The organism is Paraburkholderia sp. BR10937, from assembly GCF_040965695.1.
Classification (GTDB): Bacteria; Pseudomonadota; Gammaproteobacteria; order Burkholderiales; family Burkholderiaceae; genus Paraburkholderia.
The window spans coordinates 38181-61981 of the sequence record NZ_JBFRCL010000033.1 but is presented as its reverse complement, the minus strand read 5'-3'; the positions used below and the strand labels follow the sequence as shown (position 1 = coordinate 61981).

General features: G+C 66.1%; 23 protein-coding genes. 7 read left to right on the top strand and 16 right to left on the bottom strand.

Annotated features, from left to right (window positions below):
• Positions 1-30: 30 nt before the first annotated feature.
• Positions 31-1095, bottom strand: coding sequence for an alcohol dehydrogenase (locus tag AB4Y44_RS25545; protein ID WP_342918867.1), 1065 nt, complete (start codon positions 1093-1095; stop codon positions 31-33).
• 204 nt (positions 1096-1299) lie between these two features.
• Between AB4Y44_RS25545 and AB4Y44_RS25540 the strand changes: the two genes are divergently transcribed.
• On the top strand, positions 1300-1716 hold the full coding sequence (locus AB4Y44_RS25540) for a MarR family transcriptional regulator (RefSeq protein ID WP_342918744.1): 417 nt from the start codon (positions 1300-1302) through the stop codon (positions 1714-1716).
• A gap of 77 nt (positions 1717-1793) precedes the next feature.
• Positions 1794-1943, top strand: a complete 150-nt coding sequence (locus tag AB4Y44_RS25535; protein WP_324151143.1) for a hypothetical protein — start codon at positions 1794-1796, stop codon at positions 1941-1943.
• Between the two features lie 57 nt (positions 1944-2000).
• Here AB4Y44_RS25535 and zwf read toward each other — a convergent pair whose 3' ends face one another.
• Both zwf and AB4Y44_RS25525 read right to left on the bottom strand, forming a co-directional pair.
• On the bottom strand, positions 2001-3476 hold the full coding sequence (zwf, locus tag AB4Y44_RS25530; protein ID WP_342918746.1) for a glucose-6-phosphate dehydrogenase: 1476 nt from the start codon (positions 3474-3476) through the stop codon (positions 2001-2003).
• A gap of 229 nt (positions 3477-3705) precedes the next feature.
• Positions 3706-5031 (bottom strand): Nramp family divalent metal transporter, encoded by a 1326-nt coding sequence (locus AB4Y44_RS25525; RefSeq protein ID WP_342918747.1) that lies wholly within the window; start codon positions 5029-5031, stop codon positions 3706-3708.
• A gap of 237 nt (positions 5032-5268) precedes the next feature.
• Here AB4Y44_RS25525 and AB4Y44_RS25520 point away from each other — a divergent pair, with 237 nt between their 5' ends.
• The 3 genes from AB4Y44_RS25520 (at position 5269) to AB4Y44_RS25510 (ending at position 8578) form a co-directional block, all read left to right on the top strand.
• Entirely contained in the window at positions 5269-6255 is a 987-nt protein-coding gene (locus tag AB4Y44_RS25520; protein ID WP_342918748.1) for a beta-propeller fold lactonase family protein, read from the top strand.
• 13 nt (positions 6256-6268) lie between these two features.
• The gene (locus tag AB4Y44_RS25515) at positions 6269-7276 is read left to right on the top strand and encodes a sterol desaturase family protein (protein WP_368701205.1); all 1008 of its coding nucleotides are present in this window, start codon (positions 6269-6271) and stop codon (positions 7274-7276) included.
• A 180-nt stretch (positions 7277-7456) separates the two neighbouring features.
• The gene (locus AB4Y44_RS25510; RefSeq protein ID WP_368701204.1) at positions 7457-8578 is read left to right on the top strand and encodes a 3-deoxy-7-phosphoheptulonate synthase; all 1122 of its coding nucleotides are present in this window, start codon (positions 7457-7459) and stop codon (positions 8576-8578) included.
• A 5-nt stretch (positions 8579-8583) separates the two neighbouring features.
• Here AB4Y44_RS25510 and AB4Y44_RS25505 read toward each other — a convergent pair whose 3' ends face one another.
• From AB4Y44_RS25505 to AB4Y44_RS25475, 7 genes are all read right to left on the bottom strand, one after another.
• Positions 8584-9231, bottom strand: coding sequence for a DUF2894 domain-containing protein (locus AB4Y44_RS25505; protein ID WP_368701203.1), 648 nt, complete (start codon positions 9229-9231; stop codon positions 8584-8586).
• A complete protein-coding gene (locus tag AB4Y44_RS25500) occupies positions 9221-9868 on the bottom strand; it encodes an OmpA family protein (RefSeq protein ID WP_342918752.1) in 648 nt (215 codons plus the stop codon). Before AB4Y44_RS25500 ends, AB4Y44_RS25505 begins: the two co-directional genes overlap by 11 nt.
• A complete protein-coding gene (locus AB4Y44_RS25495) occupies positions 9865-12222 on the bottom strand; it encodes a DUF802 domain-containing protein (protein ID WP_368701202.1) in 2358 nt (785 codons plus the stop codon). The genes AB4Y44_RS25500 and AB4Y44_RS25495 overlap by 4 nt, the downstream gene beginning before the upstream one ends.
• A gap of 22 nt (positions 12223-12244) precedes the next feature.
• Complete coding sequence (locus tag AB4Y44_RS25490) at positions 12245-12955, bottom strand: DUF3348 domain-containing protein (RefSeq protein ID WP_342918754.1); 711 nt, start codon at positions 12953-12955, stop codon at positions 12245-12247.
• 161 nt (positions 12956-13116) lie between these two features.
• Positions 13117-13767 (bottom strand): DsbA family oxidoreductase, encoded by a 651-nt coding sequence (locus AB4Y44_RS25485; protein ID WP_342918755.1) that lies wholly within the window; start codon positions 13765-13767, stop codon positions 13117-13119.
• 95 nt (positions 13768-13862) lie between these two features.
• A complete protein-coding gene (gene dbpA, locus AB4Y44_RS25480) occupies positions 13863-15269 on the bottom strand; it encodes an ATP-dependent RNA helicase DbpA (RefSeq protein WP_342918756.1) in 1407 nt (468 codons plus the stop codon).
• Positions 15270-15369: 100 nt separating this feature from the next.
• Complete coding sequence (locus AB4Y44_RS25475) at positions 15370-15546, bottom strand: hypothetical protein (RefSeq protein WP_342918757.1); 177 nt, start codon at positions 15544-15546, stop codon at positions 15370-15372.
• Positions 15547-15864: 318 nt separating this feature from the next.
• Between AB4Y44_RS25475 and AB4Y44_RS25470 the strand changes: the two genes are divergently transcribed.
• Entirely contained in the window at positions 15865-17019 is a 1155-nt protein-coding gene (locus tag AB4Y44_RS25470) for a porin (RefSeq protein WP_069266003.1), read from the top strand.
• A 194-nt stretch (positions 17020-17213) separates the two neighbouring features.
• Here the strand turns inward: AB4Y44_RS25470 and AB4Y44_RS25465 are convergent, their stop codons facing one another.
• From AB4Y44_RS25465 to AB4Y44_RS25450, 4 genes are all read right to left on the bottom strand, one after another.
• The gene (locus AB4Y44_RS25465; protein WP_368701201.1) at positions 17214-18500 is read right to left on the bottom strand and encodes an MFS transporter; all 1287 of its coding nucleotides are present in this window, start codon (positions 18498-18500) and stop codon (positions 17214-17216) included.
• Positions 18501-18559: 59 nt separating this feature from the next.
• Positions 18560-19369 carry a siderophore-interacting protein gene (locus AB4Y44_RS25460; RefSeq protein WP_368701200.1) on the bottom strand — a complete coding sequence of 270 codons (810 nt, stop codon included), beginning with the start codon at positions 19367-19369 and terminating at the stop codon, positions 18560-18562.
• A 65-nt stretch (positions 19370-19434) separates the two neighbouring features.
• A complete protein-coding gene (locus AB4Y44_RS25455; protein ID WP_368701224.1) occupies positions 19435-20079 on the bottom strand; it encodes a helix-turn-helix transcriptional regulator in 645 nt (214 codons plus the stop codon).
• A gap of 154 nt (positions 20080-20233) precedes the next feature.
• A complete protein-coding gene (locus tag AB4Y44_RS25450; protein WP_368701199.1) occupies positions 20234-20767 on the bottom strand; it encodes a hypothetical protein in 534 nt (177 codons plus the stop codon).
• Positions 20768-20772: 5 nt separating this feature from the next.
• On the opposite strand from AB4Y44_RS25450, the gene AB4Y44_RS25445 reads away from it, so the two are divergent.
• Positions 20773-21159, top strand: coding sequence for a hypothetical protein (locus tag AB4Y44_RS25445; RefSeq protein WP_368701198.1), 387 nt, complete (start codon positions 20773-20775; stop codon positions 21157-21159).
• 141 nt (positions 21160-21300) lie between these two features.
• Here the strand turns inward: AB4Y44_RS25445 and AB4Y44_RS25440 are convergent, their stop codons facing one another.
• On the bottom strand, positions 21301-21705 hold the full coding sequence (locus AB4Y44_RS25440) for a DUF934 domain-containing protein (RefSeq protein ID WP_342918762.1): 405 nt from the start codon (positions 21703-21705) through the stop codon (positions 21301-21303).
• Positions 21702-23492 carry a nitrite/sulfite reductase gene (locus tag AB4Y44_RS25435; RefSeq protein ID WP_368701197.1) on the bottom strand — a complete coding sequence of 597 codons (1791 nt, stop codon included), beginning with the start codon at positions 23490-23492 and terminating at the stop codon, positions 21702-21704. The genes AB4Y44_RS25440 and AB4Y44_RS25435 overlap by 4 nt, the downstream gene beginning before the upstream one ends.
• Positions 23493-23801: the final 309 nt, after the last annotated feature.

Below are 23801 nucleotides of genomic sequence, written 5' to 3'. Positions count from 1 at the left end.
GCCGAACCAGGCCGCGCGCGATGAAATGCATCAGGGCACCAGTATCTGCCGCCCGACCACCTTGCCCTGCACGAGCGCTTCGAATGCCTCGTTGATTTCCGTAAGCGGCCGCGTGGAGACGGGCGAGGGCTGCATCTTGCCTTCGCGCATCAGCGTCACGAGTTCGCGCAACTCGGGCAGCGTGCCCACATAGCTGCCCTCGATCCTCAGCGGCCGCATCGGGATGATGGGCAGCGAGAGCGTGAGGTCGCCGCCCATCAGCCCGACGATCACCACGTGGCCGCCGCGCGCGCAGGCGTCGAGCGCGAGCTTGACGGTGGGCGTCGCGCCGACGAGGTCGAGCACCGCGCGTGCGCCGCCGCCCGTTGCCGCGATGATCTGCTGCACGGCGTCGTCCGCGCGCGCATCGATGGCCGCGAGCGCGCCCGCCGCAAGCGCGGCTTCGCGCTTGGCGGGGTCCACGTCCACGACGATCGCGCCTTGTGCGCCCATCGCCTTGAGCACTTCGAGCGCCATCATGCCGAGGCCGCCCGCGCCGATGACGACCACGGGGCCTTCATGGATACGCGCGCCGAACTTCTTCACCGCCGAATACGTCGTCACGCCCGCGCAGGCGAGCGGCGCGGCCTTGACGGGATCGAGGCCGGCGAGATCCACGAGATAGCGCGGATGCGGCACGATCACATAATCCGCAAAGCCGCCGTCGCGCAGCACGCCAAGCGATTGCGGCTTCGCGCAGATGTTCTCTTCGCCGCGCTCGCAGGCCGCGCATGCGCCGCAGCCGATCCATGGATGCACCACTACCGACGTGCCCGCCGCGAGTGCTTCCGGCGCGCCTTGCGCGTCGGGGCCGAGCGCCGCGACCTCGCCGCAGATTTCATGGCTCGGCGTGAGCGGCAGCTTGATGCCGCGATCGGCGAGCGAGAGTTTCTTGCCGCCGCCCAGGTCGTAATAGCCCTCCCAGATGTGCAGATCGGAGTGGCACAGGCCCGCGGCCTTCACGCGCAGCAATACCTCGGTGCCCTTGGGCTCGGGCACGTCGCGCTCGACCAGCTCGAGCGGTTTGCCATGATGGATAACGCAGTAACAGCGCATTTGCATCGATGTCTCCGTGAGTGTTGTGTACGGCGGCCAGACACAGCCCGGCGATTGCGGCGTATTCGCATCATAGCCGATGCGGTCTAAATTCGTCCGATCGTTCTATTTTCTGCTGCTGTGCGCGTCGATTGGTCAGAAGGCCGGTATAAGCATTCGGCGTAGATCGTTGCATAGCTAACTATATTGGGTTATCCTGTGCGCATGTTCGATCATTGCCTTTACTTCAACACCACGGCGCTCGCGCGGCGCCTCGAACGCGAATGGGCGCAAGCCTTCGAGTGCTTCGAGCTCACGCCGCCGCAGGGTTTCATGCTGCGCGCCGTGCTGGAGCGTCCCGGTTTGCCGCAGCGCGAACTGGCCGATCTGCTTTCCATCGCGCGGCCCACGGCCACACGCGTGCTCGACGGCCTGGAGGCGCGCGGCTACGTGGAGCGTCAGCGCACCGATGGCGATGGCCGCGAAGTGGCGATCGTGCCCACGGCGCAGGCCATCGCGATTCGCGAGGTGCTCAATGCGGCGAGCGCGACAGTCGCGAGCCGCCTGAAGCGCACGCTCGGCGGCGAGGCGTTCGTGGATACGGTGTCGCGTCTGCGTACGGCGCGCGCGACGTTGGGCTGATCTCGAGCTGAAAGCGCGCGGCACGCGTTATGTGCGGCAACGCTTCAGAAGGGCATTAAAGCTTAGGGAGTGGCATCATGCGGCGCATCGGCGCTTTCTGTCTTTCAACCTGGCTTGCGGCCGCGGTTCTTTTTCTCGGGCGCCATTCGGTGCCGTTGATGGCGCTCAGCGGTGTGATCGTATTCGCCGGCTTCGATCTTTTTCGTCCAGATTCGGGCGACCAGTAAAGCCAAAAGCATGCTGCGAGCGCCCCGCATGCGGCGCGGCGCCCGCGGCCCTTCACATTACATCTCTTCGGCCCACGACATGTTCTCGCGCGCGAGCAGCGCCGACGATGCCGCCGGCCCGAACGTGCCCGCCGTGTAAGTGCGCGGGCGGTCGTTCAGTTCCTTCCAGCCGTCGAGAATCGGCTCGACCCACGTCCATGCGGCTTCCAGTTCGTCGCGGCGCATGAAGTGCGTGAGACGGCCGCGAATCACGTCGATCAGCAGGCGCTCATAGGCTTCCGCGCGGCGCTCGGGAATGGCCTGCTGCAGGTCGAGATTCAGGCTCACGGGCAGCATGTTCATGCCGCTGCCCGGTTCCTTCGCGAGCATCTGCAGCTGGATCGACTCTTCTGGCTGGAGCTGGATCACGAGACGGTTGCCGTAATTGCGCGGGCCGCTCGGGAAGATCGAGAACGGCAGGTCCGCGAATTCGATCACGATTTCCGACTGGCGCTTCTGCATGCGCTTGCCCGTGCGCAGGAAGAACGGCACGTTGGCCCAGCGCCAGTTATTGATGTGCGCGCGCAGCGCGACGAACGTTTCCGCCTTGCTGTCGGCCGGCACGTTGTCTTCCTGCAGATAGCCCTTCACCGGCTGGCCGTCCACGGCGCCCGCCGCGTACTGGCCGCGCACGGTGTCGCGCGCAATATCGGCGAGCGACATGGGGCGCAGCGAGCGCAGCACCTTGAGCTTTTCGTCGCGCACGGCGTCCGGGTCGAGCGAGACGGGCGGCTCCATCGCCACGATGCACAGCAGTTGCAGCAGGTGGTTCTGCACCATGTCGCGCAGCGCGCCCGTGTGATCGTAGAAGCCCGCGCGGCTGCCCACGCCTACCGTTTCCGCCACCGTGATCTGCACGCTGCGGATATACGGCGCCTGCCACAGCGGCCCGAAGATCGGGTTGCCGAAGCGCAGCACCATCAGGTTCTGCACCGTTTCCTTGCCCAGATAGTGGTCGATCCGGTAGATCTGCGATTCGGAGAAATGCCGGCCCACCGACTCGTTGATTTCCTTCGCCGAGGCGAGATCGTGGCCGAGCGGCTTTTCTAGCACCACGCGCGAGCTGCCGTCGATCAGGCCGCCCGCCGTGAGGTTGTCGCAAATCGTCGTGAACAGTTCCGGCGAAGTCGAGAGATAAAACACGCGCAGGGCATGCTCGCGCGACGCCGCCTTGAGGTTCGCGTAGTTGCCGGGATCGTTCACGTCGATGATCACGTACTGGAACAGGTTCAGATAGCGGTCCCACGCTTGCGCATCGAACGCTTTCGCGTCGATGAACGGACGCGACTGTTCTTCCATGAACTTGCGATAGTCGTCGATCGTCCAGTTCTTGCGGCCCACGGCGATGATGCGCGTTTCCGGCGGCAGGTTGCCGTGCAGGTGCGCCATGTAGAGCGCGGGCAGCAGTTTGCGCGCGGCCAGGTCGCCTCCGCCGCCGAAAATGATCATGTCGACGGGCTGTTCGGGCAAGGCTTGGGCAGGCTGATTCGTCATGGCAGGTCGGAGGTGACGCGCGCTCGGGCAACGTGGTTGAGCACGACCGCTAGCGCGCGGTTGCAGAACCCGCGCCCGGCGCAAGAGCGGGGCGCGGCGAAAACGCTAATGGTGCATGGTTTCGCGCGAGTTTGCACGCACGTCGCGAACGAGGCGTCGCGCGAGACGCCCTGTCGTCGATAAACCGACCGGCCGTTCATGCATCCATCGCGCGGCGGCCAGCCGATCCTTACCCGAGCCCCGGCACCGCGACGCCGAAGGTCGTGAGCACCAGCACGACATTGAGCGAGAGCACCGCCGCCGCGCCCGCCACGGCTGCCGCAGCCGTGAGCGCGCGGTTACGATGAGACCCCATCACGTCGCCGTGGCACGTGAACCACACGAGCGCGGCCATCGGGAACGGCAGCGCGAGGCTCAGCACGACCTGGCTCATGACGAGCGCGTCGGTGGCGTTCACGCCCAGCGCCACCACGATGAAACTCGGCACCATCGTCACCGCGCGGCGCAGCCACAGCGGAATGCGAAAGTTCACGAAGCCTTGCATGATCATCTGCCCCGCGAGCGTGCCGACCACCGAACTCGAAATGCCCGAGGCGATCAGCGAGACGAGGAAGATGCTGGCCGCCGCCGCGCCCAGCAGCGGCGCGAGCGTGCGGTAGGCGGTCTCGATTTCGGCGACATCCGCGTAGCCCTGGTGGAACGCGCCGGAGGCCATCACCACCATCGCCATGTTGATGAGCCCGGCCACCGAAAGCGCGACCACGACCTCGACGTTAGAAAACTTCACGAGGCGCTTGCGCTCGGCGTCGTTGCGCGCAAGCACACGCGCCTGGGTGAGCCCCGAGTGCAGAAAGAGCGCATGCGGCATGACCGTGGCGCCGATGATGCCCACCGCGATCGTCACGGCTTGCGCGTCGGGCAGGCGTGGCGTGGCGAGGTGGCGCAGCAGGCTCTGCCACTCGACCGGCGTGATGAAAAGCTCCAGAACGTAGCAAATGCCGATCACGCCCACGAGCGCGCCGATCAGCAGTTCGAGCGGCCGGAAGCCCGCGCGCTGGAGAAACAGCAGCGCATAGGTCACGACAGCCGTCACTGCCATGCCCGCGAGCAGCGGCAGACGAAAGAGCAGCGCAAGGCCGATCGCGCCGCCGAGGAATTCGGCGAGATCGGTGGCCATGGCCGCGATCTCGCTCACGCCCCACATGAGCCACACGAGCGGCGCGGGCAGGCTGTCGCGGCACAGCTCGGCGAGATTGCGTCCCGTGGCGATGCCGAGCTTCGCGGAAAGCCCCTGAAACAGCATGGCGATGACGTTGGCGAGCAGCACGACCCAGAGCAGCGCGTAGCCGTAGCGCGCACCGGCCTGGATGTTGGTCGCGATATTGCCGGGGTCGATATAGGCCACCGAGATGACCACGGCCGGACCCGCAAGCGGCAGCAGAAGGGCGACGCCGCGGCGGCGTCCTTCGAGCGCTTCGCGTACCGCTGCGGCCGTGTTGCGTGTGAGGCCGTCGGGGGCGCGCTGCACCTCGTCATCGCGGGCGCGATGATCCATGCAACTTCTCGCGCGGGCCGGGGTCAGAAGCCGCAGCCCATCGCTCTGTGGCACGCATCGAGCATGTGTGAATACGTTGAAAGTGCGTCATCGGAATCGGGCCCTCACGCGTTAAGCAGGCAATCCGCATGCTTGCCTTGGCGCTATCTCAGCACAAACCGGCGCGCCGCGCCTTCGCTGCTCTCTTTCCCTTACGAAATGCCTGAATTCCCGATCTTTTCGTTTACACCGGTCCGTATGAAGAAACCGTTCGCGACTGCGCTGCTGATAGGCGGCCTCGCATGGGGCGCGCTCGCCCACGCCGACGACAAGGTCATCGTGCTCGACTCGGGCGAGGCGAAGCTCTCGCTCATCGACCAGGCAAGCCGCACCGTGGTCGGCACCGAGCCCACGGGCAAGGAACCGCACCACCTGATGATCACGCCCGATGGCAAGTCGCTCATCGTCGCCGATTCGGTGTCGAACGACCTGCTGTTCCTCGACCCGCATACGGGTCAGGTGCAAAGCCGCCTGGAAGGGATCGAAGACCCGTACCAGCTCGGCTTTTCGCCCGACCATAAATGGTTCGTGACCGCGGGCCTGCGACTCGACCGCGTGGACGTCTATCACTACGACGGCAAGAACCTCACGATCGCCAGGCGCATTCCGCTCGGGAAAACGCCGAGCCACATCACGTTCGCCTCCGACAACAAAACGGCATTCGTCACGCTGCAGGACACGGGCGAAGTGGCCGCCATCGACCTGCCGACGCAGACGGTGCTCTGGAAACTGCAAGTGGGCAACACGCCCGCGGGCCTGTGGATGACGCCGGGCGACAAGTACCTGCTCGTGGGCATGACGGGTGAGGACAACGTGGCCGTGGTGGACTGGCACAACCGCACGGTCGTGAAAAAGATCCAGACCGGCCGCGGCGCGCATAACTTCCGCAATCTGGACGATGGCAAACATATTGCCGTCTCGAATCGCGTCGAGAGCACGATCAGCATTCTCGACTACACGACGCTCACGAAAGTCGCCGACATCACGGGCCTGCGCCCCGGTCCCGACGACATGGAACTTTCGGCGGACAAGCGTTACCTATGGGTGACGTTCCGTTTCGCGAAGCACGTGGGCATCATCGACCTGAACACGCGCAAGCTGATCGACACGATCGCGGTGGGCCGCTCGCCGCACGGCATCTACTTCGCGAACAGCGCGCCGGTGTACGCGCCGAACCCGGACTGATTGAGGAGTCTCGATGCTCGATACGCTGATTTCGCAGGCCGACAACCTCGTTTCGTGGCTGCAGACGCTCGTCTACGTGGACGTGGTGCAGCCGGTCTTCTACAAGGTCGGCCTGATGGGCTACGACGAGGACACCTATGACGCGCTTTACTGGGTGATCGTCGGCGTGCTGCAGATCTGTGCCTCGTATGTGCTGCTGCGCCCGCTCGAAGCGCTGCGGCCCGCGGAAGACTGGGGCGATCGCCGTGCGCTGCGCGCCGACGTCTGGTACACGTGGATCGCGAAACTCGGCATTCTGAACATCGCGTTCTTCTTTCTGCTCACGCCCGTGTTCAATCACTGGCAGAGCCTGATGGCGATCCACAACATACCGAACATCGAAGTGGATAGCCTCTGGCCCGGCGTGACCGACAAGCCGATCGTGTCGTTCCTGATCTATCTCGTCGTGCTCGATTTCGCGGGCTACTGGTATCACCGCTGGCAGCATCGCTTCGGCGTGTGGTGGGAACTGCACGCCGTGCATCACAGCCAGCAGCAGATGTCGCTGTGGTGCGACGACCGCAATCACTTCCTCGACGACATCGTGCAGGCCGCGTTCTTTGCGGGCATCTCGCTCTTCATCGGCGTGCCGCCCGCGCAGTTCGTCGTGCTCGTGGCCGTGAGCAATTTCATGCAGAGCGTGCAGCACGTGAACGCGCGGCTCGACTTTGGCTGGCTGCTCGAGCGCATCGTCGTGAGCCCGGCGTTTCATCGCCGCCATCATGCGATCGGTTATGGCCACGAGGGCACGCGCTACGGCTGCAACTTCGGCGTGCTGTTTCCGTGGTGGGACGTGATGTTCCGCACGGCGTCGTGGAACAAGCAGCATGAGCCGACCGGCATTCGCGACCAGCTGCCCGCGCCGCACGGCCGCGGTGCGAACTATGGCGAAGGCCTGCTCGCGCAGCAGTGGTTTGCGCTCGTGCGCATCGCGCGGCGCCTCGCGGGCAAGGGGTATCCGATGGGGGACGCGGCGCGCTGAGCTTCGCGGCGCTCGTTGCGGTTCCTCGTGCGAGGCGGTCTTCGGGCCGCCTCGTTTCGTTTCAGGATGACGTGTCGGCATGCTGTTTCGGGATGCCACCGGCGCGCCGGATGCGATAATCGCGCATTCATCCCCCACACATGCATGATGCGCGCGTCAAAAGCGCAGTTGGAGAACATCTTGAGCCGTATCGACAATCCGCAGCACGACCAGGAAGTCGGCGTGGCCGACGCCACCCAGGACACGACCCGCATCGACGACACGCGCATCGGCGCCGTGCGCCCGCTCATCTCGCCCGCGCTGCTGCTCGACGAGCTGCCGGTGCCGCAGGAGACGCAAACGCTGGTCGAAACGAGCCGCAGCGAGATCGCCGAAGTGCTCGCGCAGCGCGACGACCGGCTCGTGGTGGTGGTGGGCCCGTGCTCGATCCACGACCACGACCAGGCGATCGAATACGCGAAGCTGCTCAAGGCAAAGGCCGATACGCTCGAGGACGACCTGCTGATCGTCATGCGCGTGTACTTCGAGAAGCCGCGCACCACGGTGGGCTGGAAGGGCTATATCAATGACCCGCGTCTGGACGGCAGCTTCCGCATCAACGAGGGCCTGCGCGCGGCGCGCCAGCTGCTGCTCGACATCAACGCGCTCGGCCTGCCCACGGCCACGGAATTCCTCGATCTGCTGAGCCCGCAATTCATCGCCGACCTCGTGGCGTGGGGCGCGATCGGCGCGCGCACGACCGAAAGCCAGAGCCACCGCCAGCTCGCCTCGGGGCTCTCGTGCCCGATCGGCTTCAAGAACGGCACCGACGGCGGCGTGCAGGTGGCCGCCGACGCCATCGTCGCGGCGCGCGCGAGCCACGCGTTCATGGGCATGACGAAGATGGGCATGGCCGCGATCTTCGAAACGCGCGGCAACGACGACTGCCACGTGATCCTGCGCGGCGGCAAGAGCGGGCCGAACTACGATGCGGCTTCCGTGGCGGCGTGCTGCGCGGCGCTGGCGAAGGCGGGGCTGCGCGAGCAGGTCATGATCGACTGCTCGCACGCGAACTCGAACAAGGCGCAGCAGCGCCAGATCGACGTGGCGCGAGATATCGGCGAGCAGCTGGCGGGCGGCGACAGGCGCATTGTCGGCGTGATGATCGAGAGCCATCTCGAAGAGGGGCGCCAGGACCAGAAGCCTGGCGTGCCGCTCAAGCGCGGCGTGTCGATCACCGATGCGTGCATCAGCTGGGCGCAGACGGCGCCGGTGCTCGATGGGCTGGCCCAGGCCGTGCGCGAGCGGCGCAAGGCGGGGTGAGGGCGCTAACGCCCCTTGCGCGAGCCTTTCTTCGCAGACGTTGCCCGCGGCGCCTCTTTCACCGGCGCCGCCACTCCCTCGCTCGCATTCAATTGCTCGAGCCACGAAAGCGCATCGGCATAGGCGAGAAATTGTTGCAGATACCCCGGCGACACTTCGCGCATGAGCGAGAGCGCGCGATGCACGAGGCTGCTCGAATTGAGCGGCCCCGCGTTTCTGGGCACCTGGTCCAGCGACTGCCGCAGCTGCTTTTCTGATCGCACACGCGACCACGTTTGCCGGAAGTATTCGACCAGCTCCGGGTCTGGCTCGTGTCGCACACGCGTCGACGGTTGAGCGGGTTCCGCGCGCCCGAGCGAATCGACGAGGCGGCCCAGTTCGCTTCTCGCCGTATCGTCGCCGAGCCCGTGCGTGATTTTCGATGCCTCGCGCGCGAGGTCGTCGGCAAAGGCGTCGAGCAATTGGGCGAGGCGCGCATCGATCAGCCGGCGCGCTTCGCCCGCGTGTGCGGCGGCGCGGCGCTCCAGCGCCTCGATGAAGTGAAAGCGCACCGGGTCGAGCTGGTCCGCGCCGCGAGCGCGCCAGGCGTCGAGCAGGGCGCGGGCGTCGGACGCGGCGGTTCGTTCGAGCTGTCGCTCCGCATCATTGAGCATGCTTGCCCTCGCCGACGGTCGGCCGCGGCACCGGCGCGATCTCCACGCGGCGGTTCTTCGCGCGGCCGGCTTCGTCCGTGTTGGCGCTCACCGGCTGCTCCGAGCCGAACGCGGCCGCGAACACCGACGACGCGGGAACGCCCGCGTCGATGAACGAGCGCGTGACCGTCAGCGCGCGTTCGGCCGAAAGCTCCCAGTTGTCGGCGAAGCGGCGGTTGCCCGCGTGCACCTGCTGGTCGTCGGCGAATCCGCTCACCATCAGGATTTCGTCGCGGCTCTTCAGATACGCCGTGAGCGGCCCCGCGAGGCTCTTGAGCAGATCGCGGCCTTGCGGGGTCAACTGGTCCGAATTCAGCGCGAACAGCACGCTGCCGCTAATGCCGATGCGTCCGTTCACGAGCGTCACGCGCCCCGCCGCGAGCGGGCCCGCGAGCGCCTCTTCGAGCGTCTTGCGGCGCGCCGTTTCGGCCTTGCGCTGTTTCACTTCGTTGGCGAGCCGGCTCGACAGTTCGAGCTGCATGCCGACCACGCCCACGAGGATCAGCAGGAACGCGCCCAGCAGCACCGACATCAGGTCGGCGAACGCGGGCCAGACCGGTGCAGCGGGGGCCGCGCCGCCGTCGATTTCGTCGTTCATGCCGCATCCGCTCCGGCGGTGGCGCGCTGGCTCGCGAGCTGTTGCAGGTTCTCGACGATCTGCTTCTGCGACAGCATGCTCAGGTCGATGACCTCACGCGCCTGCGCCACATAGTAGGCGAGCTGGTCGTCGCTGCGCGCGAGCGACTTGTCGAGCGCGGCCTCGATGCGCTCCAGGTGCGCCACGAGCTTGTCGTTCGATTCGCCGAACACGCTCACGGCCGCGCCGAACGCGTCGCCGAGGCTCGCCACTTCCACGGCGCTGCCGCTGACCTGCGCGGCGATCGCGCCGAGCTTGCCGCTCTGGGTTTCGACGCTCGCGCTGAACTGGCCGCCCACGCGCTCGAGCAGATCCGACGACGTGGAGACGAGCGCGTCGATCGCCGAGCGCTGCTCGGTGGAGGCGCGGTTCACGGCGTCGAGCAGCGTTTCGAGCGTGGCGAGCAGGCGGTTGCGCTCGTCGAGCATCGCGGTGTCACGCACCATGCTGTCCGACAGTTTCTGGCGCAGCTCGGCGATGACTTCGGCCGCGGCCTGCGGTGCGGCCGACGCGGCCTGCACGAGGCTGCCGATTTCGGCGATCGTGCTGGCGTTATGGGCCTGCGATTGCGTGGTGATGTCGCTGGCGGCCTGCGCGAGCGTTGCGCAGATTTCCTGCTGGCGCTGCGCGGTGGCCGCGCTCATGGCTTCCCATTCCTCGCGCAAGGCGGCTGACATCGTGGCAAGCGACGCGCTCCATGCCTCGAGGCGTTGCTCGTCGCGTGCAGAGATTTCCGCGTGCAGGTTGGCCGCGGCCTTCGGCGCGTCGGCGGCCGCTTCGACAAGGCGATCGATTTCAGCGATCGTCTTGCTGGCGTGCTGCTGCGCTTGCGCCGCGATGTCGTTCGCGGTTTGCGCGAGCGTCGCGCAGATTTCCTGCTGACGTTGTGCCGACACCGCGCTGGTCGCTTCCCACTCCGTGCGCAACGTGGCGGCCATCGCCGCGAGCGCTTCGGCCCAGCTTGCGAGCCGCGCTTCGTCGCGCGCGCCGAGCTTCGTCTGCAGGTCCGCATGGGATGCATCGACCGCGCGCAGCAGCGACGCCGAATGCTGCTCGAACGCCGCCGCGGCCGTGGCGAGCGCCTGCTGGTTACCGGCGGCGAGCTTTTCGCCGGCGCGTTCTTGCTGTTCGAGCGCCGCCTGCCATGCCTGCGACATCGTTCCGGACGCACTTTCGAAGCGCGTCGACACGCCGTCGAGCAGGCCCGAGGCACGTTGCTCGAAGCTTGCGTTGAAGCGCTCCAGCGCGCCGCCCAGGTCGGCGGCAAGCGCCTCATTGGTCTGCCGGTGCTGCGCGAGCGCACGGTTCCAGATGTCGGCGACGTTTGCAGTCGACGCCTCGAAGCCGCGCGAGAGCCCTTCGAGCTGTTGCTGCACCGCCTGCGTGAGCGCGCTCTGCATCGACGCCGATTCGCGCGCGAGGCCCGCCATGGTCGCTTCGGCGACGGGCTGCAGCGCCGCGCCCGCGGCGCGTGCGCTTTCGGCGGCGCTCGACTTGAGCGACTGGCCCACGGAAGCCGCAAGGCGGCTCCAGGCGGCTTCGGCGTTCGCGACAAAGGCCTGTTGGGTCGCGATCTGCTGTTCGTGCTGCGCGGCGCCCTGACGTTCGATCAGCGTCATCAGCGCGCCGAGCTTGTCGACCAGCGCGGGCATGGCGTCGGCCTGGCGCTGCAGCAGCTTGAACGAGGCTTCGCGCTGATGGGCCGGCGAGAAGGCGCGCAGCGTCGTCGCGATCTTCACGTCGAGCTGCTGCCCGGCTTCGATGCGTTCACGGCGGCAAAGCGCCGAGAGCAGGCCGAGCATGGCGGAGCTGGCCACACCCGCAATCGAGGTGCCGAACGCGAAGCCGAGGCCGTTCACCGGCGCGGCGAGCGACGCGCGGATGGCATCGAGGTCGGTGGCGCTTTCCAGCGCCGCGCCGGTGCCCTTGAGCGTGACGACCATGCCGAGCAGCGTGCCGAGCATGCCGAGCAGCACGAGCAGGCCCGTGAGATAGGGCGCGAGCGCCGGGCCCGGCAGGGCCACGCGCTCGCCTTCGATGCGCGCGCGCACGGCGTTGCGCAGACCCGGATGCAGCGTGTCGAGCCAGCCGGCCAGGCGCGCGGGCGGCGCGTTCAGTTGCGCGATGGCCCGGGCGAGCGTGGTCGTGGCCTGCTGGAAGCGATAAAGCTCCCAGGCGCCCGTGACATAGCACGCGCCGATCAGCAGCGTGACGGCGGCCGCAAGCGGGTTCGTGACCGCGTAGCCGGCGCCGATCCAGCACACGGCGGCGAGACCGACGACGAAGACAACAGGTTCAATGCGAAAACGGGACATAGCGCGGGACATAGCGTTTGGGTTAGCTGGTGCGAAGGGCGGCAAGCAGCCCCTCCACCGGTTGAAACCGAATCTCAAGTTCGGCGAGCAACACGCTCTGCATATCTTTGCGAAAGCCGGCGAGCCAGGCGTGCGGCGCGGCGCTTTCTCCGGCGGACTCCGCCGCGGCCGCTGCGCGCTGCTGCTCGAAATGCGCGCCTAGCAACGCGGGCACACCGGCGAGCAGGCTGCGCTCGCGCGCGCCGAGCGCCTGTTCCATCACGGCATCCACCGTCGCGAGGCGCGCGAGCGCAGGCGCACGGGCGGCCAGCGTAGCGCGCAGACGGGCGCGCAGCGTGGCGATGTCAGTCTCCATCGCCTGCTGCAGGGCGAGGTAGCGCTGGCGGAAATCCGCGAAATCGGGTTCCACATCGGCAGGCTGGCTGGCGGCCTGCGTGCGTCGTCCGTCGCGCCGCGCAGGCGCATCTTCGCCCGCAATGGCCTTTCTCAGCGTCGCGCGCACGCGCTCGCTCTGGCTTTGTTCGGCACTGGCGCCGACGCGCGTCGCCGGCTCGCCGCCCGGCGTCTGGACGCTCAGCGCCGTCGAAAGCGCAATGGCGTCCGTCCAGCCGAGCCACTGGCTCAGATGGTCCGAGATCGATTGCCGGGATTCGGGCACTTCGGCGTCGCCGAAGCGGGCAAGTAAGCGAACGAGCGTCGGGCCGCTCAACGCGAGGCGTTGCGGGGCTAGCACTTTTCCACCTGGGCAAAAAACCCGCTAGTTTACACGCCCGCGAGGGGGCGGCCGGCATCGGCCGTCTGCCCGGCGCCGGAACGACGGCGCGGCGGCTCGTGAAAGCGCGGCGCCCGCGGACGCGAGGCCGCGCCGCGCGGGGGCTTCAGGCGCCTGAGCCGTCAGGCCTTGGCGCTCTCGGCCAGGATCTGCTGGATCGCCTGCTCGAAAGTTTCGACGGGCTGGCCGCCGCTGACCAGATACTGCTGGTTGAAGATGATCGCCGGCACCGACTGGACACCGGCCGCCTGGTATTCGTGCTCTTCGGCGCGCACCTCGTCGGCATACTGGCCGCTTTCGAGGACGGCGCGCGCTTTGTCTGCGTCGAGCCCCACGGACTGCGCCGCCGCGACGAGCATCGCATGGTCGCTCGTGTCCTTGCCCTCGCCGTGATACGCACGCAGCAGCGCGAGCTTGAGCGGCAGCTGCTTGCCTTCGATGCCGGCCCAGTGCAGCAGACGATGCGCGTCGAAGGTGTTGTAGACGCGCTCGCGCGGCCCGAACGCGAAGCCGACACTCGCGCCGCGCTCGCCGATCATGGCCTGCGTTTCGGCGATCTGCTCGGGCGTGCGGCCGTACTTCTTGCCGAGGTACTCGACCACGGATTCGCCGCCCGGGCCCATCTGCGGATTCAGTTCGAAGGGGTGCACGACGATCTGCGCATCGACGGTGTCGCGCAGTCGTTCGAGCGCGAGGTTCAGCGACGAGAGGCCGATGGCGCACCACGGGCACGCGATGTCGGAAACGAAATCGATTCTGAGCGGTTGTTTCATGGCTTTCCTGATCCGGTTGAACGCCGGGCAACTGAGGCGCGGTGCAGCGCAGGTGCGCAAGCAGCGTGCGCACCCGGCGGGGAGGATTCGTCAGTTCATTCGTCCATCATACGGGCTTTGACCTTCTTGCCCTTGACCTTGCCCGCGTTGAGCTTGCGCAGCGCGTCGCGCGCGATGCTGCGCTCCACGGCCACGTAGGTCGAAAAGTCGGTCACGTTGATCTTGCCGATCTGCGAGCCGCTGAAGCCGGCTTCGCCCGTGAGCGCGCCGAGCACATCGCCGGGGCGGATCTTTTCCTTGCGGCCGCCGAGGATCTGCAGCGTTTCCATCGGCGGCAACAGCGGCTCGTTGCTGGCGGGCTTCAGTTCCGCGAGCGGGCTCCACTCGACTTCGCGCTTGAGCGCCTGCTCGATGCCGCCCACGCGGCCCATCTCGTCCATGCTCGCGAGGCTGAGCGCCCAGCCGTCCTGGTCGGCGCGGCCCGTGCGGCCGATGCGGTGCACGTACACCTCCGGGTCGGGGGTGACGTCCACGTTGATCACGGCTTCGAGCTGCGCGATGTCGAGGCCGCGCGCGGCCACGTCGGTCGCCACGAGCACCGAGCAGCTGCGGTTGGCGAACTGGATCAGCACCTGGTCGCGCTCGCGCTGGTCGAGCTCGCCGTGCAGCGCGAGCGCGTGAAAGCCCTGCGCGCGCAGCACGTCGAGCAGGTCGCGGCATTGCTGCTTGGTATTGCAGAACGCGAGCGTGCTCACCGGGCGGTAGTGGTTGAGCAGCATGCCCACGGCGTGCAGGCGCTCGTCTTCCGTGACTTCATAGAAGCGCTGGCGGATCTTGCTGTCGTCGTGATGCTCTTCGAGCTTGACCTCCCTCGGGTTGCGAAGGAACTGCTGGCTCAGCTTCGTGATGCCTTCGGGATAGGTCGCCGAAAAGAGTAGCGTTTGACGCTCCTTGGGGCATTGGCGCGCCACGATTGCGATGTCGTCGAAAAAGCCCATGTCGAGCATGCGGTCGGCTTCGTCGAGCACGAGCGTGTTGAGCGCGCCGAGCGCGAGGTTGCCGCGCTCCAGATGGTCCATGATGCGGCCCGGCGTGCCCACGACGACATGCGCGCCGTGTTCGAGGCTCGCCGCCTGCGGACGCATGGGCGTGCCGCCGCACAGCGTCAGCACCTTGATGTTCTCTTCCGCGCGTGCCAGACGGCGGATTTCCTGCGTGACCTGATCGGCCAGTTCGCGCGTGGGGCAGAGGATCATGGCCTGCACGTCCTGACGGCGCGGGTCCAGACGCGACAGCAGCGCAAGCGAAAAGGCCGCCGTCTTGCCGCTGCCGGTCTTGGCCTGGGCGATCAGGTCGTGGCCCGCGAAGGCGATGGGCAGGCTCGCGGCCTGGATCGGCGTCATGTCGACGTAGCCGAGGCGCGTGAGGTTCTCGAGCATGGCGGGCGCGAGCGGCAGCTCGCTGAAGGGCTGGGCTTGCGTAGGAGTGGCTTTGTTTGTCATGACGGGGTCTCGCGCCGGACGGGTGAGGGCGACGCGGCCGTTCGGTAGAAGTGGCGTCGATGCGGGTGGTGCGCTCGCGGTGCGCGCGCGTTCCGGGATTTTAACGGATGCGCGCGCCCGCGCCCGGGCGTGTGCCGCGCGAGGGGCGACGGCGAGCGCCGCCGAGAAGGCCGAAAATCATCCATTTGTTAATCGCGATTTCGCGCAATAATAATCGACGCATATAGCAATAATGCACGCGCGCGATACGACCAGGATCATGGTCATAAAGTTTCATCAGTCGCGAAGATTTTAATGCCGGAAAATCGCCTGCGATTAATCCAGTTTCCACAATAATCGAATTTCCACGCCGAGGCGGGCGTCGCGTGCTTGCCACACGGCCTGTTCGGGCCGGTCTGAGTATTACTCCGTATTTCCTATTTACCACAAGGACTTACGGATTATTATTCCGATATTTCCAGATTTAGCAAATAACTGTTACAGCGTTTGCCAAGACGATTTAAAGCCTTTGACACGTAGACTTCGCCCGGGATTGCCGGTGTGGCTCCAATACCCGGAGCCGCGTCAGCGCGGTCTGAATGTCATAAGGAAAGTCATGAAGAATACTTTGATTATCGCGGGCGTCCTCGGCGCATTCGCAGCCTCCGCTCACGCACAAAGCAGCGTTACTCTCTACGGCGCACTGGATGCGGGTATCGTCTACGCGAACAATGCAGGCGGCCACGCCGCATGGAACCAGGGTAGCGGCACCGTCGGCGACACGTACTTCGGCCTGAAGGGCAGCGAAGACCTGGGCGGCGGTCTGCATGCGATCTTCACGTTGGAAAACGGCTTCAACCTGAACAACGGCAAGGACACCGAGAGCGGCACGATGTTCAACCGCCAGGCGTTCGTCGGTCTGCAGAGCGACCGCTTCGGTACGCTGACGCTCGGCCGCCAGTATGACTCGATGGTCGACTACCTGGCACCGCTTTCGGCAACCGGCAGCGGCTACGGCAACAACCTCGCGGCTCACCCGTTCGACAACGACAACCTCGACCACTCGTTCTCGATCAAGAACTCGGTCAAGTACCAGAGCGTCAACTACCAGGGCTTCAAATTTGGCGGCCTGTATGGCTTCAGCAATGACGCCGGCCAGTTCGCGAACAACCGCGCATGGAGCGCAGGCGCATCGTACGGCAACGGCCCGCTGAACTTCTCGGCTGCCTACCTGCAGATCAACAACACGCGCACCGGTAACACGAACGGCGCGAGCTCGGCATCGAACGGCAACAACTTCAACCTGTCGGCTCAAACGCAACGCACGTTCGGCGCAGGCGCGAACTACAACTACGGCCCGGCAACGGTTGGCTTCGTGTGGACGCACACGCAGTACCAGAACCTGATCGCCGGCGGTCAGGGCGGCACGACGTTCTCGATCCCCACGGGCACGAACCTGCACCTCGACAACTTCGAGTTGAACGGCGCCTATGCACTCACGCCGGCTCTCGCCCTGAACGCGTCGTACACGTTCACGGACGGCAAGGTCACGGGTTCGAACGGTTCGGGCGATCCGAAGTGGCACACCGTTTCGCTGACGGCTGACTACTCGCTCTCGAAGCGCACCGACGTCTACGCCGGCGCCGTGTATCAGCACGCTTCGGGCGAACTCGGCGACGCTGGCGCGAACGTTGCGATGATCAACACGCTGTCGCCGTCGACCTCGCAGAACCAGGTCGCCGCAACGGTGGGTCTGCGTCACCGCTTCTAAGCATCGTTGGCTCGCTCCCTCGCGGAGTGACGCAGCGCGGGCACCCGATCGGCCGGTCGGGTCCCGCGCTGCACGCGGGCAAGCTACCCAAGGCCCGCGGTTTCATCCGCTTTCTACCTGAAGCACGACCGGTTCGCGGTGCGTGACGCGCTCATGAGGCGCGCCACGGCTGCGAACCGGTTTTCTTTTGTGGCTCAGGATTTTGCGGCCGCCGCAGCAGCGGTCGCAGCCGCAGGCACTGCACTTGCCGACACGGCGACGTCATTCGGCACGTCTTCCGATGCCCCTCGCACCCGCGAAACCCACAGCACCGCCACGCACGTGAGCGCCGCGGCGATCCAGCCGTTCTGCCCGAAGCCGATGATCGCGCCATGCGCGCCATTCGTGAGCCACTGGCCGCCCAGCCATGCGCCGATGCCCGTGCCGAGTGCCTGCACTGCGCTGTTGGCGCTCAGGAACGCGCCGCGCCGCGCGGGCTCGGGAATCGTCGTGAGCAAGGCCTGCATCGGTACCATGCGGCCCGACATCGAGATCATGAACAGGGCGAAGAACGCCACGAGCGCGAGGAACGGCAGCGTGGGCAGATGCGTGACGAACAGCACCGGCACGAGCGAAACGAGTGCCATCACGCGGAACACGCGGCGCTTGCCGTAGCGGTCCGCGAGACGGCCCACCGCGCGCGAGGTCACGAACGTCGCTGCGCCGCCCGCCATATAGAGCCACGAGAGCTGCTGCGGCGCGATGCCATGATTGCCGACGAGCATCGGCGCGATGAACGGGATCACGAGCATGTGCCCGGCCATCATCGTGAAGGTGAGCGCAAAGGCCTTCAGGTGACGCGGCAGTGTGAGCAATCGCCAGAGGTTCGGCAGCACGTGCGCGAGCGGCGTGCGCTGGCCGAGATGCGCCGTGAGCGACGGCACGACGCGCGAGCCCGCGACCCAGATCGCCACCGAGAGCACCATGAGCAGCATGAACGGCGCGCTCCAGCCGTAGTGCGCGCCGAGCAGCACGCCGGCCGGCACGCCCGCGATGGCGGCGATGGAGAACGCCGTCATGATGACGCCCGTGGCCGCGCCGCGCCGCGCGGCGGGAATCACGTCGCTCACGATCGCCATCACGATCGAGCCGAGCACGCCGCCGGTGAGACCCGCGAACGCACGCGCGGCGAGCAGCAGATGAAAGTTCGTGGCGACCGCGCAGGCGAGATTGGAGAGCGCGAACAATGCGTAGGCCACCTGCAGCAGGCGGCGGCGATCGAAACGGTCGATATACGTCGCAGCAAGGAGTCCTGATAGACCCGAACAGAGCGAATACGCGGACACGGCCGTCGCGAACGCCGCGGGCGTGATCGCGAACGCGTGCATGATCTGCGGGCCGAGCGGCATCATCACCATGAAATCCATGATGACGGTGAACTGCGTGAGCGCCAGCAGCCAGAGCAGGGTGCGTTCGCGCAGCGGTGTGAGAGAAGTGGTCATGTATGGGCTTGGCCCCTGAAAGTAAAAAGGCGCGGCTGTTGCCGCGCCAGCAAGATCGATCAGTCGTCGATCGTTTCGTGGGCCCCCTGTGAGCCGCGGCGCCAGTAGGCGGACGCGCGAATGCGCTTCTTGTCGACGCCGCGCTCGTTGCACAGATGCGCGCGCACCGCGCGGATCGCCGAGGCTTCGCCGGCGGCCCAGACGTAGCCTTCGCCCGGCGGCAGCCACACTTCGGACACCCCGTCCACGAGCGGATGCTCCGACTCGCTTTCGTCGCGATAACACCACGTGGCGTAGAGATCGGCTTCGGTGGGCAGTTCGATGCGGGCCGCGCGATTCGCCACCTCGACGACCACTGCTACGCGCGCGCCGGCCGGCAGTTCCGTGAGGCGGCGCTGAATGGCGGGCAGCGCCGTTTCGTCGCCGATCAGCAGATGCCAGTCGAAGCCCGTGGGAATCACCATGGAGCCGCGCGGGCCGCCCACGCCGAGATACTGGCCGGGCTGCGCCTGTGCCGCCCATGCCGTGGCCGGGCCGGCTTCGTGCAGCGCGAATTCCAGATCGAGTTCATTCGCCTGCGTATCGAAGCGGCGCGGCGTGTAATCGCGCGCCGCGGGGCGCTCGACGCCTTCGGGGAACACGACGCCGTCGGGACCCAAAGTTGGCAGTACTGGCTTTTCCTCGCCGGCGGCGGGAAAGAACACCTTGATGTGATCGTCGAACGACGCCGAGACGAAGTCGCTCAGATCGCCCGTGAGCGTCACGCGGACGAGCGAGGGCGAGAGCGCCGTGACGCGCGCCACACGCAACAGTCGGAACTTCAGCGGGTGACGCACACGGACGACTTCGAGTTGGGACGGGTTCTGCATGTATGGCTCCGATGATGTTGGGGTGGCGCGGCGTGGGCCGCCGCGTGGCGCGTGGAAGCGGACTGTCAAACGTCGCTGTTGTCGCTGCCGGTTTCGATTTCCTCGGTGGCGCGCGCCAGAATCGCGGCGATGCGGCGCTGCTCTTCCGGCGCGGCGTCGGTGCGGCGCAGCAGCGCGCGCTTGAGCGCGCGGCGCGCCTCGATCAGCTCGCGCACCCAGGCGCTGCCTTCGGCCGGATCTTCGCCGGCCATGGCGCGGCGCATGACTTCCATCTTGCGGCCGAAGTGCGTGAGCTTCGCGAGGATCAGGTCCGCGCGTTCGCGGTTGGCCTCGAGGTACGTGCGGCCTTCGGGCGAAAGCTCGTAGCGCTTGCGGTTGCCTTCGAGCGTCACGCTTACATAGCCCAGTTCCTCGAGGTACGTGAGGGCCGGATAGACCATGCCGGGGCTCGGGCTGTAGAAGCCGTTCGAACGCGCGTCGAGCGCCTTGATGAGTTCGTAGCCGTGGCTCGGGCGCTCGGCGAGCAGCACGAGCAGCATGAGTTGCAGGTCTTCGGACGTGAACTTGCGGCCACGACCAAAACCGTCGCCGTCGCCGAAACCGCCGAAGCCGCGGCCGAAACCTTCGCCGAAGCGGTCGCCAAAGTCGCCGGGACCTTCGCCGCCGCGATGGCGGCCCATGGCGTGGCGCAGCGCGTGCCGCGCCTGCATGGCTGGGTGGCGGCCGCCGAAGAAGTCGCGCGGATCGCGCGCGGGGTGGCCGTGACGGCCGGTGTGACCAAAGTGCGGATGATGGCGCATAGGGCCTCCTTGTCTGGAGAGTGTCTTAAAACATGTCTTAAGATATATATCGTAAGAGCGTTTGTCAAAGAGAATATTTGGGGTTATTGGGAGACAACAAAGTGTGCGGGAACGCAAAAATTGCGTTTCGGAGGCAACAAGGTGTGCAGGAACCGCGAAATTCGCTGTGCAGCGCACAATTTTTCGCTAGTTTTTCTATCGAGAGGTGATTTTGATAGCGCTGCAATGACGCGCAGATTGAGCGCTCTGCGGAGCACGGACGCGCATCTTCATTCGTCCTTTCACCCGACTCGCCTACGCGCTGCCGGCCCCCAATCGAGCGCCTATCGCTCGGGCTGCCCCACTCCAGCGCACTGCAGCCATGCTTGCGTTTGTTCTCCACCATAGTGAAGAACCATTGGTTCTGGACCGGCCTGAAGACGATTTGGATTCTGAGTGGATTCCGGTCTGTTCTCTTCGGAATCCATCCAGACATCGCCGCGAACCCGCATCCGATAAAAATCAGAATGCCCGTCAACTTGATAATGGCAAACCAGAATTCCAGTTCGCCGTAGTTCTTCACGCTGGCGAGATTGGCAACCGTGAGCACCGCAGTCACGAGCAATGAAAGCGAGCTGCGTCGCCTTTCTTGCCTGCGCTTCCAATTATCTTGCGCCGAACTACGTGTTCGACGCCTTGCTGGCTGGCACCGGAGCAATCGCGTTGCTCGTCTATCCTGTCGTCACGGTGAGTCAATTGCGGCTACACAGGACCCTTGCGGCCGAGGGCCGTCTGAAGTTGAAAATGTGGCTGCACCCGTTCCCTGGGCTGGTCGTGGTGGCGCTGATTGCGGGGGCGTTTGGCGTCATGCTGTGTAGCGAAGATCACCGGCGTGAAGTCGTCGCCACGCCTGGTTGCAGTGCGGCGCTCGCTGCTTTTGGCTACGTACGCCAGCAGCGCCGTCGCGTGAGGGCGCACGTGGCGGGAGCAGGCGTCGCTGGCAGGACGTGATGTTGGTGTCGACGTATTCGGCCGCAGTCAATCGGGAACCCGCGGCCGAAAACGTGGCGTCGAGTCGGCGATCTGATCGGGAGGCCGCGCGCGGGGCGCAATCGCTCGGTTGCGCGGCCCAACGCAGTACGACCATGGCGATCAGTCCAGCGCCTTCTCGCGCCAGGGAGCTTCGCGCAGGGCGTCACCCTGATAAAACGCAGGGAAGCGTTCGAGCTGGAGACGCGCATCGGTCATGGAGACTTCAGCGCCCAGCACGGCGCTCGAGAAGCCCATGCGCTCCATCTGCAGCAACTGGTCGACGAGCACTTCGCCGGTCGCGCGCAAGTCGCCTTCGAAGCCGAGCCGCCGCCTGATCAGGTAAGCCTGGCTATAGGCTCGCCCATCGGTGAACGAGGGGAATTGAAGCTCCACGCGCGACGCATTTGCAATCTCAATGGCGTACTCAAGTGGGTCGGCATCGTTCGGGAGGATCAAGGTGGACGCTGCAGTGTCGCCCGCATGATCATGAGCGTCGAGAAGACGTATGCGTGAAGCGGTCTTCATACAGTGTCCTCCGCGGTTGCGCGAGCCGTATCGGCGGCCGCCTTGAACGGTTCGAGCCCAACGCGGCGCACCGTTTCGATGAACGTCTCGCTGCATTCGCCGCGCGGTTCGCGCAGCGCGACGTAAGTACCGATCAAGGCGTCGATGACCTCGGGCACTTCCTGCGCCGAGAAAGACGGACCGATCACCTTGCCGGGACGCGCATCGCCGCTGCGTGCCGATCCGTCCGAGCCGCCGAGCGTCACCTGGTACCACTCCGCGCCGTCCTTGTCGACGCCGAGAATGCCGATGTGCCCACTATGGTGGTGGCCGCACGAGTTGATGCAGCCGCTGATATGCAGGTCGATCTCGCCGATGTCGTTCAGTTCGTCGAGGTCCTGGTAGCGTTCCATGATGCTTTGCGCGACCGGCAGCGACCGTGCATTGGCGAGCGCGCAGAAGTCGCCGCCGGGGCAGGCGATCATGTCAGTGAGCAGGTGCACGTTGGCACTTGCGAGGCCGGCCGCGGTTGCCGCCTGCCACAGGGCGAACAGATCGTCGGCGTGAACCCACGGCAACACGATGTTCTGCGTGTGTGTGACACGCGCCTCGCCCGCGGAGAAGCGATCGACGAGATCCGCTACGCGTTCGAGCTGGTCGGCGGACGCATCGCCGGGTGCCTGAAGCACGCGTTTGAACGAAAGCGTGACGATACGCAGCGACGGGTCCCTGTGCTGCGCGACGTTGCGTTCGAGCCAGCGCTGCAGCTGCGGCGTGCTCGCGGCTGCGGCCTCGAGCATGGCGGGGGCATGCGGCTCGGCGGTGCGTGCCGTGTCGAGCTTCGGCGGTTCGAGAAAGCAACGGCTTACCCGCTCGAACTCGGCCGGCTCGATCGTGTGCGGGCCGCCGTCGATGTCGACGATCTGCCGGAACTCGTCCTCGACTTCGTCGACAAAGCGCTGGCCTTCGGCTTTCACGAGGATCTTGATGCGCGCCTTGTACTTGTTGTCGCGGCGGCCGTACTGGTTGTACACACGCACCACGGCCTCGATGTAGTTCATGATGTGCCGCCACGGCAGGAACTCACGCATCAACGTGCCGATCATCGGCGTGCGCCCCATGCCGCCGCCCACGCTCACGCGAAAGCCCAGCTCGCCCTGTTCGTCGCGCACGAGGCGCAGGCCGACGTCATGCCAGTCCGTCGCCGCGCGGTCTTCGGTCGCGCCTGTGATCGCAATTTTGAATTTGCGCGGCAGGAAGGCGAACTCGGGGTGCAACGTGGTCCACTGACGCATGATTTCGGCGAACGGGCGCGGGTCCGCGATCTCGTCGGGCGCGACGCCCGCGCGCTCGTCGCACGAGATATTGCGGATGCAGTTGCCGCTCGTCTGGATGCCGTGCATGTCGACAGTCGCAAGCAGGTCCATCACGTCGGCCGCCTTCGAAAGCGGTATCCAGTTGAACTGAACGTTGGTGCGTGTCGTGAAGTGCGCATGATGCGTGGGCAGGCGCCTCGTGCCGAGCTTGCGTTGCGCATCGAGCGCGCTGCGGTATACCTCAGCTTCGGGCTCGTCGTACTCGCGGGCCACGCGAGCGAGCACGCGAAGCTGTTCGCTCGACAGTTCGCCGTACGGGACGGCTACGCGCAGCATGGGCGCGTGCCGCTGCACATACCAGCCGTTTTGCAGACGCAGGGGGCGAAACGCATCCTCGCTCAGCTTGCCTTGTTGCCAACGCTCGATCTGATCGCGGAACTGCGCCGCGCGGCTCGCCACGAAGGCCCTGTCGAATTCGTTATAGCGGTACATGGTGAGTGCGGAAATGCCGTGACACGGCGGACAGAGAAGGAGCGAAGTTATCGCGTCCGCATCGGTGTCTCAAGAAGCAGATGCCGCAGAAATGAGCGTAGCAGGAGCGTGCAGTCCGCCCAGGCGCCTTCGGCCGACGGCAGCGTGGGGGTGTGAAAGCATCGACCGTTCCCGGTCGAGCGCTCAGCGATCTGGGTCGCGCGTTCGAGGCGCGTGGACTCATCACGCGACAGGGCCTCTGGGAGATTGTCCGGGTATTGCGCGACGAGATTCTGCCGCGACGAGGACGAGCGGCATCAGGCAATTGAC

Coding starts and splice junctions, on each gene's coding strand:
- AB4Y44_RS25545 (WP_342918867.1), bottom strand. CDS start 1,095: ATGCGCTGTTACTGCGTTATCCATCATGGCAAACCGCTCGAGCTGGTC.
- AB4Y44_RS25540 (WP_342918744.1), top strand. CDS start 1,300: ATGTTCGATCATTGCCTTTACTTCAACACCACGGCGCTCGCGCGGCGC.
- AB4Y44_RS25535 (WP_324151143.1), top strand. CDS start 1,794: ATGCGGCGCATCGGCGCTTTCTGTCTTTCAACCTGGCTTGCGGCCGCG.
- zwf (WP_342918746.1), bottom strand. CDS start 3,476: ATGACGAATCAGCCTGCCCAAGCCTTGCCCGAACAGCCCGTCGACATG.
- AB4Y44_RS25525 (WP_342918747.1), bottom strand. CDS start 5,031: ATGGATCATCGCGCCCGCGATGACGAGGTGCAGCGCGCCCCCGACGGC.
- AB4Y44_RS25520 (WP_342918748.1), top strand. CDS start 5,269: ATGAAGAAACCGTTCGCGACTGCGCTGCTGATAGGCGGCCTCGCATGG.
- AB4Y44_RS25515 (WP_368701205.1), top strand. CDS start 6,269: ATGCTCGATACGCTGATTTCGCAGGCCGACAACCTCGTTTCGTGGCTG.
- AB4Y44_RS25505 (WP_368701203.1), bottom strand. CDS start 9,231: ATGCTCAATGATGCGGAGCGACAGCTCGAACGAACCGCCGCGTCCGAC.
- AB4Y44_RS25500 (WP_342918752.1), bottom strand. CDS start 9,868: ATGAACGACGAAATCGACGGCGGCGCGGCCCCCGCTGCACCGGTCTGG.
- AB4Y44_RS25495 (WP_368701202.1), bottom strand. CDS start 12,222: ATGTCCCGTTTTCGCATTGAACCTGTTGTCTTCGTCGTCGGTCTCGCC.
- AB4Y44_RS25485 (WP_342918755.1), bottom strand. CDS start 13,767: ATGAAACAACCGCTCAGAATCGATTTCGTTTCCGACATCGCGTGCCCG.
- dbpA (WP_342918756.1), bottom strand. CDS start 15,269: ATGACAAACAAAGCCACTCCTACGCAAGCCCAGCCCTTCAGCGAGCTG.
- AB4Y44_RS25475 (WP_342918757.1), bottom strand. CDS start 15,546: ATGAAACTTTATGACCATGATCCTGGTCGTATCGCGCGCGTGCATTAT.
- AB4Y44_RS25470 (WP_069266003.1), top strand. CDS start 15,865: ATGAAGAATACTTTGATTATCGCGGGCGTCCTCGGCGCATTCGCAGCC.
- AB4Y44_RS25465 (WP_368701201.1), bottom strand. CDS start 18,500: ATGACCACTTCTCTCACACCGCTGCGCGAACGCACCCTGCTCTGGCTG.
- AB4Y44_RS25460 (WP_368701200.1), bottom strand. CDS start 19,369: ATGCAGAACCCGTCCCAACTCGAAGTCGTCCGTGTGCGTCACCCGCTG.
- AB4Y44_RS25455 (WP_368701224.1), bottom strand. CDS start 20,079: ATGCAGGCGCGGCACGCGCTGCGCCACGCCATGGGCCGCCATCGCGGC.
- AB4Y44_RS25445 (WP_368701198.1), top strand. CDS start 20,773: ATGAAAGCGAGCTGCGTCGCCTTTCTTGCCTGCGCTTCCAATTATCTT.
- AB4Y44_RS25440 (WP_342918762.1), bottom strand. CDS start 21,705: ATGAAGACCGCTTCACGCATACGTCTTCTCGACGCTCATGATCATGCG.
- AB4Y44_RS25435 (WP_368701197.1), bottom strand. CDS start 23,492: ATGTACCGCTATAACGAATTCGACAGGGCCTTCGTGGCGAGCCGCGCG.